The organism is Rhodococcus sp. IEGM 1381 (genome assembly GCF_030056795.1).
In the GTDB taxonomy this organism is placed as follows: domain Bacteria; phylum Actinomycetota; class Actinomycetes; order Mycobacteriales; family Mycobacteriaceae; genus Rhodococcoides.
Map to the genome: position 1 here is coordinate 1,458,926 of NZ_JASHKQ010000001.1, position 22,025 is coordinate 1,480,950.

Here is a 22,025-nt window from a genome sequence, read left to right on the forward strand (position 1 = left end):
GTTTTGCATAGCCGGGCCACAGAAGGTGTACAGGACCGACACTCGTCGCGCGGAATCGCAGCGCGCACAAGTCCAAGGGAGAACGTGGTCCGTTTGACTACCGCTGAGACACAACAACTTCGCCGCTTGCGTCTGACTGCCGCCCAGACCAGCGTGTGGGTGGCGCAGCAGGCAGAACCGGAGAGCTCGCTCTACCAGTGCGGAACGTCGTACGAGATCACGGGTGATCTCGACGTCGACTCGGTCGAACACGCAATTGCTGGTGCGTTGAGGGAGACCGACGGTCTACGCGCGCGCTTCGTGACCGACGGAGACGATGTTCTCCAGTTCATCGAGCCTGCGGACGGCATCGAGCCGGGGTTCGGGCGGGCGACGGTGGATGTCGTCGATCTCCGTGACGCTACTGATCCGGTCGCGGAAGCGCACGAATGGATGGAGCGAGATCTGCGGTCCGCGCCTGACCTCGGTGGTGCCTCGCTGGTTCGACATGTGCTGATCCGAACGGGCACAAGGGATTCGATCCTATTCCTGCGATACCATCATATCGTCCTCGACGGCTTCGGTCAGATGCTGTACGTGCGGCGAATCGGCGAGCTCTACAGCGCGCTCGTAACGGCCGAACCCAGACCGCGAGCGCGCGCCAGGGCGCTCACGGACCTCGTCACCGGCGACGCCGAGTACAACGATTCGCAACGGTATCTCGACGATCGTCGATTCTGGTTGGACGAGTATTCGGATGTGCCCGAACCACACTCGATCAGTGGTCGCGCAGCGGCTCCTGGTCCGAGGCCGTTTGTGCAGTCGGTGCCGCTCTCCGGCGCTGCGACACTTCCCGAATCCTGGAGAGCCGGTCGGTGGAGCGCCGTGATCGTAGCTGCAGCAGCGGCGTTCGTGCACCGTATGACCGGCACCGAGGATGTGGTCGTCGGTCTTCCGATGTTGGCCCGCACCGGATCGGCCGCCCTGCAGACACCGACAATGCTCGCCAACGAGATCCCACTACGTGTTCGAGTCACCCCCGACGGCACTTTCGAAGAACTCGTCGCCCAAGTGCAGAGAGCCGTACGGAAAGCGCTCGGTGCCCAACAGTTTCGTGGCGAGGAACTTCATCGACTGGTCGGGCTGGCGGGTACTGCTGGTCGGTTGGGGAGCCTGAGCGTCAACGCGATGTCGTTCGCGAAGGAGCCCGAATTCGCGGGCACGACGGTACGCGGCACCGTGCTGTCCACGGGCCCCGTGGCCGATCTGGCGCTTACCGCGGTTCGAAGTCCCGGCGAACCCGTCCCCACACTGATGTTCCAGGCGAACAGTCGGCTCTACGACGCCGTCGAGCTTGCCGAGCACGCCGGGCGATTCGGACGCTTCCTGGGCGACCTGCTGAACGATCACACCCAACGGGTTTCCGAGTCGGTGTTGTTGTCTGCCGAAGAGCAACAGCGGATCACACAATGGGAAACCGGTAAGCAGACGTGCGAATCCGGCGTGGATCGCTGGTTGCGCCGCATCGGCGAACTCGCACGGACTCAACCGAACGCGACTGCGGTCAGCGCGACCGACGGAACGATCAGCTACGCCGAATTGGACCGCAGAGCACACGCACTCGCAGCGGTACTGCGGTCGAGAGGGATCGGCCCCGAGAGCTTCGTTGCCGTCGCACTTTCGCGCCGAACAGATCTCGTCGTTGCGCTTCTTGCAGTACTGCGCGCGGGAGGTGCATACCTTCCGATCGACACGACCTTTCCCGCCGACCGAATCGCGTACATGGTGGAGGACTGCAATCCCGCGGTGATACTTGTCGATTCGCACAGCATCGGCGCTGTACCCGCCGTCGGTCCGAAGCCTATCGACGTCACCGATCTACCCGAGGTGGCCGATCCGGCATCTCACGAAGCAGATGTGGAACACGAGGAGGTGTCGGCGCTCAACGCGGCGTACATCATCTACACATCTGGATCGACCGGCCGACCCAAGGGCGTAGTGGTCACGCGCGAGGGACTGGACAATTTCGTAGACGCCATGCTGGAGGTCGTCGGACTCACCCCTCACGATCGCCTGCTGGCGGTAACTACTGTGTCGTTCGACATCAGCTGCCTGGAACTCTACGTATCGCTCACTGCGGGAGCACACGTCGTACTCGCCGACGAGACCCTGGCGCGCAGCCCAGCCGAGCTCGTCGAGACCGTCCGCGCAGAGCGAGTCACTCTGCTGCAGGCAACTCCCGGACTGTGGGCGTCGATCCTCGACACGGACTCGAGTGCTCTTGCCGAAGTACGAGCACTGGTGGGGGGCGAGGCGCTCGATCCGACCCTCGCCCAGCGCATGCGGGTGTCCTGTGCGGACGTAGTAAATCTCTACGGGCCGACCGAGACCACGGTGTGGTCCAGCACGGCCGACGTGCGCTCCACCCGTACCCCCGACATCGGGACACCGATCCGCAACACACAGATCTACGTTCTCGACAAGAGACTGCGGCCGGTGCCGCCCGGAGTCTCCGGTGAGATCTATGTTTCCGGAACGGGGCTTGCTCGCGGTTACTCGAACCGGCCCGGACTGACATCCGAAAGATTCGTGCCCGACCTGATTTCGGACAGTCCCGGTGCCCGAATGTATCGAACCGGGGACGTCGGTAGATGGTCCCGCGAGGGCAGGCTTCAATGCGAAGGCCGGGCCGATCATCAGGTCAAGGTGCGTGGGTACCGCATCGAACTGGGAGAGGTCGAGGCGGTATTGGCTGCCTACCCGGACGTGGCGCGTGCTGCAGCGATCGTACGGGAGGATCAACCGGGAGATCGGCGCATCGTAGGTTACGTGGTGCCTCGCCCCCCAGGAGACGTCGATCTCGACGATCTGCTGTCGAGCGTTGCAGAAACATTGCCGCGCTACATGATTCCGAGTGAGCTGGTCGTTCTGGAGGCTCTGCCGAGCACCCCCAACGGTAAGGTGGATCGGCGAGCCCTCCCGGCACCGCGTCGGCGTGAGGCGTCTGCACGCGGGCCGCGGGACGCTGCGGAATCGATGCTGTGCGAGGTCGTCGCGGACGTGCTCGGGATGGAGCGGGTCGGGATCGACGACGACTTCTTCGCCCTCGGTGGTCACTCGCTACTCGCTACACAGGTGATAGGACGGCTGGCGCGACGAGGAGTTCGACTCCAAACGCAGCACCTCTACGCCGCACCCACCGTGGCACAGATGGCACGGCACATCGAGTCGATGGCAGAGTTCCGGGCATCCGCACTCGCGCCGCTGAACAGCAGTGAAACCGAGCGTCTGCTCGCTGACAGCGGTGCCGCACACGTGTGGCCGGTGACTCCGCTGCAGCAGGGGCTGCTGTTTCATGCAGGAGCCGACGACGACGCATACCTCGTTCAGTTGGAGCTCGATCTCGCAGGCCCAGTCAGCGTCGACGCTGTACGTGACGCGCTCGGCGCAGTGGTCGGTCGACATCCGCTCCTGCGCGCCTCGTTCACCACCGCGGACGACGGCACGGTGGTGCAACTGATCCACGACCGGATAACGGTGCCGGTGTCCGAAACAGACTTGACGGATCCGAGCAGCCACCCTGATCCGTATTCCGCCGCTCGTGACCTGGCGCAGTCCGACGGAGCCCGGCGAATCGACCCTGAGGCCGTGCCACTTCTCCGGGCAGCCCTCTATCGGCTGAGCACGGACGTCACCCGCGTGACGATCTCGGTACATCACCTCGTGATCGACGGGTGGTCCCTTCCGATCCTCACCCGGGATTTTCTTGCCGCTCTGGCCGGTCGCTCTCTACCGCCACTGCGCTCACCAGCGGACTATCTGGGTTGGCTCGCAGGCCAGGACCCTCGAACAAGTCTTACCCAGTGGCACAAGGCATTGAGTGGAGTCGAACCGACACTCCTCGGTTCCGGACGGGTCGGCGTCGTGGCTCCCACGACCATGCAGGTCGACCTCGTGGCCGGAATGGCGGGTGACGCCAACGCCGAACGACTGGCCCGAGGAATCGAACGCCTCGCTCGTCAGACCGGCGTCACCGAAAGCACCGTAGTGGAGGCGGCGTGGGGCCTGACGTTGGCGCGAATACTCGACCGTACCGACGTGGTGTTCGGCACTACGGTGTCGGTTCGACCGCCGGAGCTACCCGGGGTGGAAGATCTGATCGGCTTGTTCATCAACACGGTCCCTCTGCGCATCACCACAGGCAATGCGGATTTCCGTGTGCGCGATCTGCTTGCCGACAGGCTTCGTCGGCGAACGGAAACGGTATCCGAAGAACACGTCGGGTTGGCGACGCTGCAGAAGGATCTGGGACATCCCGATCTCTTCGACACCCTTCTGCTGCACGAGACGCTCCCGATCGAATTGGACTCCGCGCGCGCGGACGCGCACGACGCCGGTGTGCAGCTCCTCGGAGCTGACGCGCGCGACGGGACCCATTACCCGATCGTTGTGCGGACCACGCCGGGCCGGACGTGGTCGTGCAGGATTCAGTACCGACCCGACATTGTCGAAGAACATACTGTGACAACGTTGGGACGTGCATTCGCGCACATCTTGCGCCAGATGGTCGACGGACCTGAGGCGCGGGTGGGTTCAATCGGCGCATTGACCCCCGTCGAGCTCGATATCGTTGTGCGGCAATGGAACGACACGCGGCGCCCGGTGCCGGAACCAGGTTGGATGGACAGGTTCGAGGCTTGGGCCCGGAATCATCGCTCGGCGGAAGCCGTTGTTGCGCAAGACACCCGACTCACGTACGGGGAACTGATCGACGGTGTCGATCGTCTCACTGCACAGTTGGGTAAGCGAGAAATTGGGCCCGGCCGGACGGTCGCTGTTGCACTCCCGCGCACCTCTGACCTTGTGATCGCGCTGCTCTCGGTTCTGCGATCAGGTGCCGCTTATCTCCCGATCGACTCGTCGTATCCTGCGGACAGGATCGAGTACATGTTGCTCGATGCGGAGCCGTCGTTGATCCTGACTGCCGCCGATTCTGCTGCCGCGCTGCCGGATACGACTGTTCCGCGGTTGTCGGTCACGGATCTCGACTCGAACGGGAGCGACGTAGTGTGCGATCACACAGCGCGCCCGTGTGTTCCGGGCGACGCCCCCGCATATGTGATCTACACCTCGGGCTCCACCGGCCGTCCCAAAGGCGTGGTCATCGGCCGCCAGGCGCTGGAGAACTTTCTGGCGGGAATGGCTGAGCTGGTCCCTGTGGAGGCGACTTCGCGCGTGCTCGGCGTGACGACCGTGGGCTTCGACATCGCAGGCCTCGAGTTGTTTCTGCCGTTGAGAGCGGGAGCGACGCTGGTTCTGGCGGATCGCGACACAGTGCGGGAGCCGGCCGAGCTGTGCGCGCTCATCGCAGCCGAGCACATCACCGTGGCGCAGGCGACACCGAGCCTGTGGCAAGCGGTGGTCGACGAGCGCCCGGACGTGTTGGCAGGAGTCTCCATCCTCGTCGGCGGTGAAGCTCTTCCGCAGGACCTCGCTGATCGGCTGGTGGCCAACGCCGCTTCGGTTACCAACATGTACGGCCCCACCGAGTCCACGATCTGGTCCACCACTTCGCAAATAGCGTCCGATCGCAGGCCCGACATCGGGAGGCCGATCCTCAATACGTCCACCTATGTCCTGGACCGTGAGCTGCGCCCGGTTCCGATCGGCACCGCAGGCGAACTCTACGTCGGCGGTGCCGGTCTGGCGCACGGCTATCTCGGCCGGCCGGCTCTGACAGCGGAACGCTTCGTCGCGAACCCGTACGAGACCGGCACGAGGCTCTATCGCACAGGCGATGTGACGCGCCTCGACGAGGCCGGCACGATCCACTACCTCGGACGCGCAGACACCCAGGTGAAGCTGCACGGGTTCCGGATCGAGCTGGGGGAGGTCGAGGCTGCGCTTCGGCGTCACGTCGATGTACGTGGAGTTGCCGTCGTCGTTCGGAAGGATCCGACCGGTGGCGATCGATTGATTGCCTACGTCGAGGCGCAACTCGGACGTGAGGTCGTTCCCTCCGAACTCAGGAGCGACGCGCACCGATGGCTGCCGCCGTACATGGTGCCATCCGCGGTCGTCGTCCTCGATGCGCTGCCCCTCACCCCGAATGGAAAGGTCGACCGTAAGGCACTTCCCGCCGTCGGCCCGGTTCCCCGCGAAGTGACCCGTGTCGCTGCAACGGAAACCGAGAAGGCCCTGTGTGCGGCCTTTGGTGAAGTGTTGGGACACAGTGACATCGGTGCGGACGACGACTTCTTTGCGCTCGGTGGAGACTCGGTCACGTCCTTTCGGCTGATCGGTGCCGCTCGTGCGAAAGGGATAGAACTGAGCGTCCGTACCATCTTTGCTCTGCGTACTCCCGGCGCACTCGCACACGCAGTCCGGACCGCAGAAACGGAAGGCTCGCAGGCTCCTGTCGAGTACGAGTTGGACCGTGTCCTCCCCGACGAGCAGTACGACCGAATCATGGGCGAGCCGGGGATCGAGGCGGTGGAACCGCTCGCCGGTTTGCAACCGGGAATCTATTTCCACAGTGCGTTCGACGAGGAAGCGGAGGACGTATACACCGTCCAGCTTCTTATCGAGGTCGACGGTCCGCTCGACCTCGACCGGCTCCGGTGGGCCACCGATCGGATCGTGGAGAGGCACAGTGTCTTTCGCACCGGATTCCGCCGAAGCGGCCTCGAACGCCCGGTCGCCGTGATCTCGGCGTCCGCGACGGTGGACATCGAGACTCATCATGCGGGAAGCCCAGCGGACAGAGAGGCGCTCCTTGCGGAGCATCGCACACGGCGCTTCGACCTCACCGCGCCACCGTTGCTGCGTGTTCTTGCGATCGAATGCGAATCACTTCGTTGGACGGTTGCGGTCACGGCACATCACCTCGTCGTGGACGGGTGGTCCTTGCCGATCGTGGTCACCGAACTGCTGGAGGGGTACGCAGCGGAACGCGACACAGTCGAAACGAATACGCGTACGCCGTCCTACTCGAGCTTCGTCCGGTGGCTGGCCGGCCCCTCTGGAAGGCGGCACAGTGGACCGGAAGCCCTCGATTCACTTGCGCGATCGCTGGACGATGTCGACCCCACACGTCTGTGCCCGGACATCGATCTCGTCGCGTCCGACCCGGCCCGGCTGTCCCGCCGGCTGACCGGTGACCGCACGGTCCAGCTCGAACGGTTCGCGGCCGAGCGATCGGTCACACTCAATACCCTGATCCAGGCCGCTTGGGCGGTGACCTTGGGCGCAGTGACCGGCAGCCGACGGGTTCAGTTCGGCGTCACCATGGCGGGACGGCCCGACGACCTCCCTGATGCCGAGTCCATTGTGGGCCTGCTCATCAACACGCTTCCGCTCGCTGTCGACCTTCGCCCCGATGACACTGTCTCTGCACTCCTTGCACGAGTACGCGACGAGCAGGCCCGGCTACTGTCCTTCTCGCACGTGTCACTCGCCGAATTGCAGTCGACGCTCGGTAAGGGATCGTTGTTCGACACCTCCGTGATCTTCGAGAACTTTCCCGTCGATCTGGCAGCCGTGGATCGGCTCGCCCGGAGTGCTGGTCTGTCGCTGCGGTCTGCGGATGTGGCCGATGCAAGCCATTTCGCGGTCGGATTGATGGCCGTGCCCGGCGTCGAGCTCGAGTTGAAGCTGCACTACCAACCCACTGCGTTCGAATCGACCGACATCGATCGAATCGCGGATCGTCTGATCCATATTTTGATCGGTCTGGTGGAGTCCGAGTCGTCGGCGACCGTCGCGAGTCTCGATCCGTTGCTGCCGAAAGAACGGTCCGCTGCGCTCGCGGCCGGAACCGGACCGCTGATCGATCCCGCGGACACACTCTTGCCCGAGTTGCTCACAGCGCGGTTCCGGACCGCAGGGGACCAGTTGGCGGTGATCTCCGGCGGTAGGTCGCTGACATACCGGGAGCTCGACACCCGGTCTGGTGCCCTCGCCGCAGAGCTACAGCGGCGCGAGATAGGCATCGACGACATAGTCGCCGTGGGGTTGCCCCGGTCGGTGGATCTGGTTGTTGCACTCGTTGCAGTGCTTCGTTCGGGAGCCGCCTACTTACCCCTCGACACGGAATACCCCGTCGACCGAATCGCCCTGATGCTCGAACTGGCAGCACCCTCCGCGCTGATCGACGGGTTCGACGACAGTGTGCCCTTCTCCGGTCCCAGAATTCGACAGCACGAACTCGAGTCGGTGATCACCGCGGGGGCCCGAGCCGAGGACGTCCACATTCATCCGTCCAGCCTGGCGTACACCATCTTCACCTCGGGTTCGACGGGTGTACCGAAGGCTGTCGGCGTCAGCCATGCCGCAATCTCGGCCTACATGTCACAGAACACACGTGCGTTCGGTTCCATGATGGACACCAGTCTGGTCCCGACCTCGATCGGGTTCGACCTCACGGTCACCGCGTTGTTCACCCCGCTCACGCTCGGCGGATCTGTGCGACTGGAGGCGCTCGACTCGCTTCTCGGTGATTACACGCCGGAGTTTCTCAAGGCGACGCCGAGCCACCTTCCCCTGATCGAGCAGCTCACAACGGTCCGGCCTCGTAAAGCGCTGATATTGGGCGGCGAGCCGTTGCACGCTGACACTGTCCGCCGCTGGCGTAACAACAATCCCGATGCGGCGCTGATCAACTCGTACGGACCGTCGGAAACGACGGTCAGCACGCTGGTCCACGTTGTACCCCCGGGCGAGCTGATCACGGGGCCGCTGCCGATCGGACGACCCGTCGAAGGCATGCGCGCATACGTTCTCGACTCGGCACTGCGCCCGGTGCCCGCGAACGTACCGGGTGAGCTGTACCTGGCAGGCCTTCAAGTGGCGCGGGGTTATCTCCGCCACCCTGCACTCACCGCACATCGATTTGTTCCTGATCCCTTCGGGGATCCTGGTGAACGGATGTATCGCACAGGCGATGTGGCTGCTCGCACCACCGACGGAAGCTTCTCGCACCTGGGCCGTACCGACGACCAGGTGAAAGTCCGGGGCCACCGCATCGAACCAGGAGAAGTAGCCGCAGTCCTGCGCGGCATGGTCGATGTGGCGGATGCCGCTGCCGTCGTGCGCACCGATCTCGGTAGCCGCGCCGCCCTGGTTGGATACGTCGTCGCTGAACACGGAGCAACCCTGGACCCGCAGCAGTTGATCGCTCGCACGGCAGACCGGTTGCCGATTGCGTGGGTTCCCAGCGCGATCGTCGTTCTCCCTGCGCTGCCGGTGACGCCGAACGGCAAGCTCGACCGCGCCGCGCTTCCGGCCCCACCGGAGCAGGCGACCACGACGAGGACAGCCCCACGTACAGCAGTCGAGGAAATTCTGTGCCGTTTGACGGCCGAGCTGCTGGGCCTGCCCGAAGTTGGTGTCGAGGACGACTTCTTCGGTCTCGGTGGTGACAGCATCACATCGCTCCAGCTCGTCGGCCGCGCCAGAGGCGAGAACGTGGTTTTCTCTGCCCGGCAAGTCTTCCAATGCCGCACCATTTCGCGGTTGGCCAGGGTGACGACGTCGACGGCGGTCGCTGTCTCGGACTGTGCGGTAGCACCGACCGGTATCGTTCGCAGGACCCCGATCATGCGCGCTTTGCTCGAGCGTGGCCCGAAGGCGAGTGACAAGTACAACCAGACCGTAGTCAGCACAGTTCCGGCGACCGGCGATCCCCGACGGGCGGCCGTCGTATTGCAAGCGTTGCTCGATCGCCACGATGCCCTTCGTATGCGGAGCCACGATTCGGGCGCGCTCGAAATCGCGCAACGCGACCACGTCGACGTAGATGAGCTGGTCCGCCGAGTCCCGTCACTACATGGTCCGGCGAACATGTCCGATGCTGCATTGCAGGAAATCGCCAGGGATGCAGTCGACGGGTTGGACCTGCGGGCCGGCCGCGCTGTGCAGGCGGTGTGGCTCGACGGCGGCCCCGCGACCGATGGTCGCCTACTTCTCGCGGTCCACCACCTCTGCGTCGACGGTGTCTCGTGGCGAATCCTGCTAGATGATGTACGCGCTGCCTGGGATGCGCTCGAGCGGGGCGAGACAACCGCTCTCGCGAAGGTCGGCACATCGTTTCGGGAGTGGAGCGATCGCCTTGCCGATCGTCGACCAGCCTCGTCCGACCGATGGCTCGGGGTGCTCGAGGACGCACCGCCTCGCCGATTGGATCCACGGATCGACACGAATGCCGATGCCGTTCGTACCGAACTGCGGATGAATGGCACCGATGTCGCTGCCCTGCTGGGTGCCGTACCGCAACAGCTCCGCGCCGGAATCGACGAAGTGGTTCTCGCGGCGTTCGGTGTGGCCACCGGTCGCGCGGTGGTGACTGTCGAAAAGCACGGTCGCGCCGAGGAGCTGTTCCCCGGCGTGGATCTCTCGCGAACGGTCGGCTGGTTCACGACGGCCTTCCCCGTGCGAGTGGGAGTGGGCGCAGGCAGTGATGCGACCGAACAACAATTACTGGTGGAAGTGCTGGACACCGCGAAGGTCGCTCTGCGTACTGTCGCGGACCAGGGAATCGACTACGGGGCGGCACGATATGCCGACGCCGAGCGGTTCGCGGACGTCGGTTCGGCGCGGTACGCGCTCAATTATCTTGGCCGCAGCGGTGGACGCGCGGAGGCACAACCGCTCGATGTTCCCAACCCGGATGTGGGACTCGCGCACGAGATCGAACTGAACGCATTCGTCGACGACCGCGTCGACGGACCCGAGTTGGTCGCCGTGTGGACGCATGCACCCCGGCTGGTCTCCTCCGGCGAGGTCCATGCCTTGGCACACAGGTTTTTCGATGCGCTGCGCCTGCTCGTCCGTCTCGGGAGCAGCGACGGCCACGTCCGCACGACACCGGCAGACGTGTCCATCGATATAACACAGGCGGAGATCGATGAAATCGATTCGAGGACAGCGCAATTCGGGAGTGAGATTGTCGACCTTCGGCCGTTGACTCCGCTCCAGGAAGGTATGCTCTACCGGCGTCTCGCTTCGCCGGACCGACGCGATCCCTACACGAATCAGCTACGGCTCGAGATGTCGGGTCTCTTGGACGAGAATCGCCTGCGTCGGGCGGCGGCCATGCTGCAGCGGCGCCATACCGCACTTCGGTCGGGCTTCGTGCGTACTTCGAGGGGTACGCCCGTGCAGGTCGTCCACTCGAAGATTCCTGTCGCCTGGACAACGTTCGATGCGACGCGGTCGTCGGACCGTGAGATCGAGTCGATGCTGTTCGACGAGCGTTGGGAACCATATGATTTGGCGCATCCGCCACTGATGCGATTTGCGGTCGTTCGGTACGACGATAATCGGTGGACGCTGGTACTGAGCAACCATCACATCAACCGAGACGGCTGGTCGGTGCCGGTGATCCTGGGCGACCTCATCAGCCTGTATGCGGGTGATCCACTCGACGAGCCCGCCGAATTCGGTGATTACCTCGACTGGCTGGCTCGAACCGACAAGGACGCCGCGCGGAAGGCCTGGCGTGCTGCGCTGGCAGGAATCGATGAGCCGAGTTCCATTGCCCGGCAGCGCGGCGAACTCGACGAGTCGACTGCCGTGCCCGAGTCTTCGAATCGGCACACCTTCACCGTCGAGTGGGTCGATCGTCCGGGTGCCGGTCTGGATGCGACCGCTCGTTCCCTCGGTGTCACACCGAATACCGTTGTCCAGGCAGCATGGGCGGTGTTGATCGCCCGAGTTCTCGGACGCAACGACGTAGTGACCGGCATGACCGTATCCGGTCGGCCGGAGGAATTACCTGAACTGGCACATGCTGTGGGCCCGTTCATAACAACGGTCCCTTTGCGTGTACAGCTGCGACCGAACGAGACGGTAGGCGACCTGTGCGGCAGGCTTCACGTCGAACAGGCCGACTTGCTCGATCATCACCATGTCGGCCTTGCGGTCATCAACGCAGACGTCGGTCTCGGCGAGCTCTTCGATACCGGAATGGTTTTCGAGAATTACCCGATCGACGAATCGTTACTGCAGGAGCGAGCAGCGCGCGCGGGCTGGGAGTGCGCGGCCGTCGAGGCAGCCGATGCCACTCACTTCACACTGGCGATCGAGGCGACCCCCACAGCGTTGGGGTTGCGGGTCAATCTGGAGCACCGTCCGGACATCGTCGATGATTCGGAGGCAGCGCGATTGGCCGCGGGTTTCGCTCGCCTCCTGCAGACGATCGTCGCCGACCCAACGGAACTCGTCGGACGGCTCGGCATCTTCGGCCCGGACGATACCGCCGAGATCGTCGATACGGGCGTTGGCCCGTCGAGCCCCAATGGCGAAGCACTGCTGCTGTTTCCGGATTTGTTCACTCGCCGGGTCCAGTCCGATCCGCAGGCGCTCGCGGTGGCTTTCGCGGAATCCACGCTGACTTTCGAGGAACTCGACGGTGCGGCGGGGGCACTGGCCCGCAGCCTCGTAGCGATCGGTGCAGGGCCCGAACGTGTTGTCGCCGTGCAGCTACCGAGGTCTCTCGAACTGGCGGTGGCCATGCTGGCAGTGATCAAGGCGGGTGCCATCTATCTTCCCCTCGACCCGGACTACCCGCCCGAGCGATTGCAGTATTGCCATGTGGACGCGGCACCGATCGTCGTTATCGGCGGACCATCGAACGCGCCGGCGGTGACGATCGACATCGATCTGGATCAGCTCCTCGAGAACGGAGTTCCCGGTTACCAGACGCCCGTGGCGCCGGATCAGGGCGCTTACATCGTCTACACTTCGGGATCGACCGGTCGCCCGAAGGGGGTCGTCGTCGGCCATCGTGGCATCCCGCACCTGGCGTCGGGCCAGATCGCCGCTTTCGAGGTCTCGCGCGACAGCCGGGTTCTGCAATTCGCATCCCCGAGTTTCGACGCCGCGTTCTCGGAGTTCTGCATGGCGTGGCTCGCAGGGGCATGCCTGGTGCTGTCGACGCGTGAACAACTTCTGCCCGGCGTACCTCTCGCCGATGTCCTTGCAGAGCAGAGGATCACCCATGTGACACTTCCGCCGGCGGCCCTTCCCGAGATGCCCGACGACGCACTGGAGGGAGTGCGCTGTCTCGTCGTCGCTGGTGAGCAGTGCCCGCCCGAACAAGTGGCGCGGTTCGCCGGACAGCTTCGGATGATCAACGCATTCGGGCCGACGGAGACGACGGTCTGCGCAACGATGAGCAGGCCCCTCGATGATGGGGGGGCAACCCCGCCGATGGGGGATGCGATCGTCGGATCGGCTGTGTACGTGCTCGATTCGCACCTGCATCCGGTGCCGGTTGGAACCCCGGGTGAACTCTACGTCGCAGGTCCCTCTCTTGCGCGCGGATATTTGGGTCGGGCGGCGCTGACTGCTGAGCGGTTCGTTCCGAACCCACACGCCGTCCAGTCCAGGTTGCCGGTCGGAAGCCGGATGTATCGCACAGGCGATGTCGCTCGTCGCGACCTCGACGGCGAGCTGCGTTTTCTGGGCCGCAGCGATGGTCAAGTCAAGCTCCGCGGCTTTCGAATCGAGCCAGGCGAGATCGAAACGAGGCTTCGTGAGCACACCGGCGTGCACAATGCGGCGGTGGTGGTTCGCGAGGATCATCCGGGAGACCGACGCCTGGTCGCCTATGTGGTGCTGCGAAACGGTGCAAAGGTCGCCCCGGTCGATCTTCTGAAGACCTTGTCCGAGCAGTTGCCGGCGCACTTGATCCCCGCCGCAGTGGTGACGCTCCCGGAACTTCCGCTCACACCCAGTGGAAAGATCGACCGAATCCATCTGCCTGCACCGGAGTGGAGCAACCCGACTACTCGACGACTTCCGAAGAATTCGGTGGAGATCGGCCTGTGCGCGATCTTTGCCGAGGTACTTGGGCTCGAGACAGTCGGCGTCGAGGAGTCGTTCTTCGACCTGGGCGGACATTCGTTGGTGGCGGCACGGTTGGTGGGGCGCCTACGTGCCGAATACGATGCGGTGGTCTCGATGCGGGACCTCTTCAATTACCCCACACCCGAAGGTCTGGCACAGCGGCTCGTTCCCGGCACGGAGAACTCGTCGCCGTGGACGGGCATCACCGACAGCCCTCGCCCGCACCGAATTCCGTTGTCGGCTGCGCAGAGTCGCTTGTGGTTTCTCCACCGACTCGAAGGTGCGTCGGCGACGTACAACATTCCCGTGGCGCTGCGGTTGACCGGCCGGCTCGACATCGACTCTCTGACGGCGGCACTCGGTGACGTCATGGATCGGCACGAAGCCCTGCGAACCACCGTGGGAAACGACGAAGAGGGTGCCTACCAGTGCATTCGGACCGAAGTCGAGATCGTTCCCGAGTTCGTGACGGCAACCGAATCGACACTTCGCCCGATGTTGCGGGATGCGGCGGGCACCGCCATCGACATCGAGAACGAGCTCCCACTGCGCGTTACCGTGTTCGATCTCGGTGACGAAGCATATGTACTTCTGATCGTCCTGCACCACATCGCGGGCGATGGCGCTTCGACCGGGCCGCTCGCGGCTGACCTGGTGGCTGCGTACTCCTCGAGATCGGAGACGGGATCCGCGCCGCTGTGGGCACCACTTGGGGTGCAGTACGCCGACTACACGCTATGGCAGCAGCGCTATTTCGGGGCGGAGGTCGATGCGAACAGTCGGATCGCATCTCAGCTCGCATTCTGGCGTGCAACCCTTGCAGGTCTGCCCGACGAACTGGAACTTCCACTCGACCGTCGCCGCCCGGCGCGGAGCGAGCGCGGGCATGCAGGCGAATCGATCGGGTTCGCGGTGCCCGCCGATGTCCATAGGAGGATCGAAAACATCGCGGCGCAACACAGTGCGAGTCCGTTCATGGTCGTGCATGCCGCGTTGTCCGTGTTGCTGCATCGTGTCGGGGCCGGGACCGATATCCCGATCGGAACGCCGAGCGAGGGCCGCGATCATCCTGAACTCGACAAGGTCGTCGGCTTCTTCGTCAACACGCTCGTACTTCGCGCCGATCTGTCGGGGAACCCGACGTTCGCGCAGCTGCTCGAGCGAGTTCGTACCTCCGATCTCGCGGCGTACGAGCACGCGGACACCCCGTTCGAGCGACTCGTGGAAGAAATCAATCCGCAGCGAAACCCTGGCCGCCATCCTCTGTTTCAGACGATGTTGGTCTGGGACGCCGATGACTCTCGCACAGCGATGGATGCGCTTGCCGAGCTTCCGAGCCTGACTGTGACGGTCGAGCCGATCGAGCTCGAGACGGCAAAGTTCGACCTCGCGTGGCATCTGACCCCGAGCCCCGACGGCACGGGGATCCGTGGTCGGTTGTCCTTTGCGACAGCGCTGCGTGATCACGAATCCGCAAAACTGTTGGTTGAGCGCCTCGTTCGCCTCCTCGATCAGCTCACCGAGCTGCCGGATGAACCGATCGCGGCTGCGCAGCTGGCCAGCGCAGAAGAACAGCAGCGGGCGATCGTGGACTGGTCGGGTCTCACCGTGACCGAGTCACAAACGACCGATACCGTGCTCGACCGCTTTGCCGCCAGTGTCGATGCAGCACCGTCGCACATCGCCGTGACCGATGACAGTCACGCGCTCAGTTACGACGAGCTCGACTCTCGCAGCAGTCAGCTCGCGCGTTACCTGCGCATGGAAGGCGCGGGACCCGAGCGGCTCGTCGCCATCGCGTTACCGCGATCCGTCGACATGGCAGTGGTCATGCTCGCTGTCCTGAAGGCGGGAGCGGCGTATCTCCCGATCGACCCGAAGTATCCCTCGGAGCGGATCGCCTTCATGCTCGAGGATGCTGCCCCCGTGCTGCTGGTGACGACATGCGCGCTGCTGGAGGACTTGACGTCGGCGTCGGCTACACAGCGTCTTCCGAACGTGTTGTTACTCGACGATCCTGCGGTGGCCGAGGGGTGGCTGAGGCTGTCCGCCGAACCGCTTTCGACGCGACCAGCGCTCCAGAACCCCATGTACGTGATCTATACCTCTGGCTCGACGGGAAGACCGAAGGGTGTCGTCGTCGAGCACCGCAATGTCGTTCGCCTCGTGGACAACACCGCGCAGTGGTTCGAATTCGGTGAGGACGACGTGTGGACCTCGTTCCACTCCTACGCATTCGACTTCTCGGTGTGGGAAATATGGGGAGCTTTGACCACCGGCGGACGCGTGGTGGTGGTGCCAGAATTGACTGCACGAGAGCCGAAGGCGTTCCGGGAGCTAATCGCCCGTGAGCGGGTCACAGTCTTGAACCAGACGCCGACCGCTTTCTACCACCTGATTCAGGCAGATGCAGAGGCCGCGGCGCTCCCGGATGCGGAACCTCTTCGACTTCGCTGGGTAATCTTCGGCGGTGAAGCGCTCGACGCGGGACAGCTTGTTCCGTGGTACGAGCGGTACTCGAGCGATGCCCCGCGGCTGGTCAACATGTACGGCATCACCGAAACCACGGTGCATGTGACGTACGAGCCGCTCGACGACGGGACGGTGCCGAACGCCGGCGGTAGCGGTATCGGCCGCCCGATCCCTGACCTCGGGGTGTACGTGCTCGACGACATGCTTCGTCCGGTGCCGCCGGGGGTTCTGGGTGAGATGTACGTGACCGGTGCTGGAGTTGCCCGCGGCTATCTAGATCGCCCTGGTCTGACCGCCGGCCGATTCGTCCCAAACCCGTTCGCGTCCCACGAAGGCGGATCTCCTACCGGTGCGCGGATGTATCGAACGGGCGACCTCGCGCGTTTCGGCGCGGACGGCCACTTGGTGTACCGAGGGCGAAGTGACGACCAGATCAAGTTGCGCGGCTTCAGGATCGAGCTGGGCGAGGTTCGCGCAGCCCTGGCGCAGCAACCGGGGATCGCGCAGGCTGCCGCCGTGATTCGGGAAGATCGGGACGGCGATGCACGTCTCGTCGGGTATGTGGTGCCGACGAGGAAGGGCGTGGTGGTCGATCAGGCAGTGTTGAGGGCGGAGCTCGCGAGAAGCCTCCCCGAACATATGGTTCCTGCAACGATCGTCACCCTCAGTCGGCTGCCGCTCACCGCGAACGGCAAGCTCGACGTGAAGACTCTTCCTGCTCCCGACTCGAGCGGGAACGTCACTGGACGCGCACCGCGCTCTCCGCAGGAAGAGCTGCTGTGCGCGGCGTTCGAGACGGTCCTCGGAGTGAGCGACGTGGGAATCGACGATTCGTTCTTCGATCTCGGCGGACATTCCATGCTCGCGACCAGGCTTACCGCAATCGTCAGGACTGCGCTGGGCACCGAGCTGAGTCTGCGCTCGCTATTCGAAGCGCCCACCGTTGCAAAGCTTGTCGAGCGGCTGCGCGATACCGACGTCGGAGTGAAGAGACCCGAACTGGTGGCAGGTGAGTTGGGTACGTCGAGTCCGCTGTCTCCCTCACAGCGACGACTCTGGTTGCTTCACCGTTTGGAAGGACCGGGGTCGGGTTACAACATCCCGGTCGCCCTACGGGTCACCGGACCCCTGGATGTAGCCGCGCTGAGCGCGGCGTTCGACGACGTCGTGGAACGGCAAGATGTGCTGCGGTCGGTCATCGACTCGGATCCTGCCTCCGATACGGAAGGAGATGCGCGCCAACGGTTGCACGATGCGCCGAGTCTCTACCTCGGCGATCCCGTCGAGCCGACCGACATCGAGCAGCTCATCGACGAGGCGGCAGCCTATCGGTTCCGTCTCGATGCCGAACCACCGATTCGCGCGGCGTTGCACCGCGTGAACACGGAACCGGACGCGCCCGACCGACACGTGCTGGTGATTGTTGCCCATCACATCGCGGCAGATGGATGGTCGATTCGATTGCTGGCGGACGAGATCGCAGTTGCGTACACAGCCCGTGAGCGTGCACAGACTCCCGTCTTCGGCGAGTTGCCGATCCGGTATGCGGACTTCGCGAAATGGCAACTGAGGCTGTTGGGTGACGTCGACGAACCATCCTCCGTCGCAACGGAACAACTGGATTTCTGGACCCGCACCCTTGCCGATCTTCCTGCCGAACTGCAGTTGCCGACGGACCGGCCCCGTCCGTCGGTGTCCACTCGACGCGGTAGTCGACACAGGGTCGGACTACCGACCGACCTATGGCATCGGATGCGGACGCTTGCGGCCGACCGTCTGTGCACACCGTTCATGGTTTTTCAAGGAGCTGTGGCGACACTTCTCCACCGCATGGGTGCCGGAACGGATATTCCTCTGGGAACCCCGCACGCCGGCCGTGGACACGCCGCGACTCACGGTTTGATCGGATTCTTCGTCGATACAGTGGTGCTGCGAACCGATCTGTCCGGTGACCCCACCTTCTCCGAAGTGCTCGACCGCGCGCGGCGCTGCGACCTCGATGCTTTCGACAACGCCGACGTGCCTTTCGATCGGCTGGTGGAGCAACTGCGTCCGGAGCGATCCGCGGCGCGTCACCCTCTGTTCCAAATAGCGGTCAGCGTGGAAACCGACTCTGCGCAGATCACGCCGCCGGTACTGGGCGGGCTGGAGGTCGAGGTTCTGGCCGTCGACACCGATACAGCGAAATTCGACCTGTGGATTCTGTGTTCGCCCGCAGACACTGAGGGGCGAATGTGTATCACCATCGAGTACTCCCACGACCTCTTCGATGCCTCGACCGTTGTCGAGCTGGGGCAGCGCCTGATCCAACTACTCGACACCGTGACCGCGGAGCCCGATGTCCCTGTGAGTGTGGTCGACGTCCGATTGCCGGTCGAACGCGGTCGCTCGGTCGTGCCTCAGCACCTGAACGGCGCGGATTCCATCGTCGAGGCGTTCGCGACGTGCGTTGCGGAGAGTCCTACTGCCCCCGCACTGTGCTGGGCCGGTGGTGTCCTCGACTACGGGGAATTGGATCGGCGGTCCAACAGATTCGCGCAGAGGTTGGTTGCAGTGGGTGCCGGTCCCGGATCGGTTGTACCGCTGCTCGTCGAACGGTCACCTGACATGGTCGTGGCGATGCTCGCCGTACTCAAGGTAGGTGCCGCATACTTGCCGATCAGTAATCACTACCCGGATCAGCAGATCCGGGACGTGCTGGAGGAAGTCGACGCCGAGCTCCTGCTCACGGATGCCGAATGTACTTCGCGAGTAGCCGACCTCGGCGCAGATCTGCCGATTGTCGATATCGATCACGCCGGGTACACCAACTATCCGAACCGGGAACCGAAGGTCCACATCCGGTCCGATGCGCTCGCGTACGTGATGTACACGTCCGGGTCCACGGGCCGTCCGAAGGGCGTGGCAGTCAGCCATGGCGACGTCGCCGCTCTGGCCACGGACCGGATGTGGCGCGGAAAGGTCGATCGCGTACTGCTGCACTCGGCACACGCATGGGACGGGTCGACATTCGAGTTGTGGGCACCGCTGCTCACCGGCGGGTGCGTGGTCGTCGCTCCGGTCGCCGATCTCGACATCGAGCAACTGAGTGGATTGATCCGCAAGCACGAGGTCACGGGGCTCTTCCTCACGACGGGCGTACTGAACGTCATGGCGACCGAACACGCGGAGGTGTTCGCGCCGCTGGATCTGTTGATAGCGGGGGGCGACGTGCTCGCGGCGGCGGCCGTCGCTGCTGTGGCCGAGAAGTGCCCTGCCACAACCATGGTCAACGGATACGGTCCGACCGAAACGACCGTGTTCGCAACAGTCCACACAGCAGCGGGACCGGACGTGGAGGAGTCGTCGAACCGCGACTCCGTGCCCATCGGACGACCGCTCGACAGCATGACGACACACGTGCTCGACGAGCGGCTGAATCCCATGGCCGACGGCGTCATCGGTGAGCTTTACGTCGGTGGTCGTGGAATCGCGCGTTGCTACTGGGGCCGACCGGATCTCACGGCGGAAAGGTTCGTCCCGGATCCGTACTCGACGAAGGGGGCGCGACTGTATCGAACCGGAGACCTCGTACGGCGGCGTCGAACGGGCACGCTGGAATATGTCGGCCGTGCGGACGATCAGGTGAAGATCCGGGGATTCCGGATCGAGCCGACCGAGATTGCCGCAGCTCTCGAAGCGATACCGATGATAAAGCAATGTGCGGTCGTCGTCCGGGAGGATCGCCCTTCTGACAAGCAGATCGTGGCGTACATCGTGTCCTCCGAGCAGGCGGATCCGGACTTGCCGCGACAGGTCGTCGACATGTTGGCCGAACACTTACCGCAGTACATGGTGCCGTCGCATGTCCTGGTTCTGCCGCGTCTTCCGCTCACTTCCATCGGCAAACTCGATCGGAGGTCGCTGCCGGCGCCTCTGCGAGCCGACACCGGACCCCGAATCGACCCTCGGACGGCTGCCGAGGCGACGTTGAGCGATCTCTACGCCGAGGTCCTGGGTCTCCCGTCGGTGGGCCTCGACGCCGGATTCTTCGATCTCGGTGGTGACAGCATCATGGCGATTCAGCTGGTCAGCCGTGCGCGGAAGGCTGGATTGGAGATCAGCGCTGCAGACGTCTTCACTGCCCCGACCGTGGCGGCGTTGGCAACGGTGTCGGATTCACGTGCACCCGCTACTGCGGAAGGCGAAACGCCGGGCGAGGGGATCGGAAGCGTACCCGCCTGGCCGATCGTGGGGTGGCTCGCCGAGCGCGGCGGCTCGTTGGACACCTTCAACCAGTCGACCGTGCTCGCGGTCCCTCCTGGTCTGGGCGAGGAACGGCTACGCCGAGCGGTACAGACAGTCTTGGATACGCATGACGCTCTGCGGCTACGCGTGGAGGTTCGTGGCCGAGACGCCGCCGATTGGCGGCTGACCGTCGAGCCGATCGGCTTCGTCGCGGCGGCGGATCGCCTGCGGCGGATCGACTGCCGGTCGAGCGAGCCGTCCTCGTCCGTACCGGAGCTTCACGACGAACTGACTGCTGCGGGCACATCGGCGCTCGATCGCCTCAATATCGCGACCGGGCGAATGATCGAGTTCGTCTGGCTGGATGCAGGCGACCGGCCGGGCCTACTACTTGTGGTCGCAAATCACTTCGTGGTCGATGGCGTCTCGTGGCGGATCCTGATCACCGACTTGCTGGAGGCGTGGGAATCCGGTGATTCAGGGACGAACGAACCACAACCGGTATTCACCTCTGTTCGACGATGGAGCTCGGGGCTGAAACGTGCTGCGGAAGAGGCGCGGGACGAGCTCCCGTACTGGCGACGGATCGCCAACGGCATCGATCCGCAGTTCTTCGACAATCGGCTCGACCCTGATCGTGATCTGGTCCGGGATGCCGGCTCGGTGCGATTGCAGTTGCCCGTCGACGTGACCGAGTCGCTGATCACCTCCGTTCCGGGCGCGGTGAATGCAGGTGTGGAAGAAGTGCTGTTGGCATCGTTCGCAGTTGCGGTCGCGCAGTGGCGGCGTCGGCGCGGTGCTGTGACGGGCGCGGTGACGGTCGACCTCGAAAGCCACGGACGGCACCCCGAGGGGCCTGACCTGTCGCGGACCGTCGGCTGGTTCACTTCGCTGTACCCGCTTGCGCTCAAGCTGAGCCGGAGCGGAATCGATGCCGTACCGGTGGCCGGTGCAGACACCGGCCGAGCGATCAAGGAAGTCAAGGAGCAACTCCGCGCGGTACCTCGGCGGGGAGCGGGCTACGGCTTGTTGAGGTACCTGGACGAGCGCGGTCGTGCGGCCCTCGGCGGTGTGCCTGCACCCCACTTCGGCTTCAACTACTTGGGGCGGTTCACCGCTCCGGCGGTGAGCGAGTGGCAGATCGCCGAGGGACGATCCGGACCGGCACCTGCAGCACCGAATACTCCGCTGGCCCACGTGGTCGAACTCAATGCAGCGGTGAACCACACGGCACTCGGACACCAACTGTCCGTGACATGGACGTGGGCTTCGCGTCTGGTCGACGAGACTGCGGTGCGCGAGCTCGCCGCCGACTGGTTCGCGGCGATAGAGGGCATCGTGAACTACGCCGAGAACGGCGCCTATGTCGGACTGACGCCGTCTGATGTCTCCCTTGTAGATCTTTCACAGGACGAGATCGAAGACTTCGAGGACCTCTTCCGAACGGACTGGCTCGAATCGGAATGACCTGGAACCAGATCGATCTCGAATCAGGACTG

At 64.2% G+C, this 22,025-nt stretch carries 1 protein-coding gene; it reads left to right on the plus strand.

Going from position 1 to position 22,025, the window contains the following annotated elements:
- The first annotated feature begins 93 nt into the window (after positions 1-93).
- Positions 94-21,993 carry a non-ribosomal peptide synthase/polyketide synthase gene (locus QM797_RS07035; RefSeq protein WP_283274525.1) on the plus strand — a complete coding sequence of 7,300 codons (21,900 nt, stop codon included), beginning with the start codon at positions 94-96 and terminating at the stop codon, positions 21,991-21,993.
- The last annotated feature ends 32 nt before the right edge of the window (positions 21,994-22,025 follow it).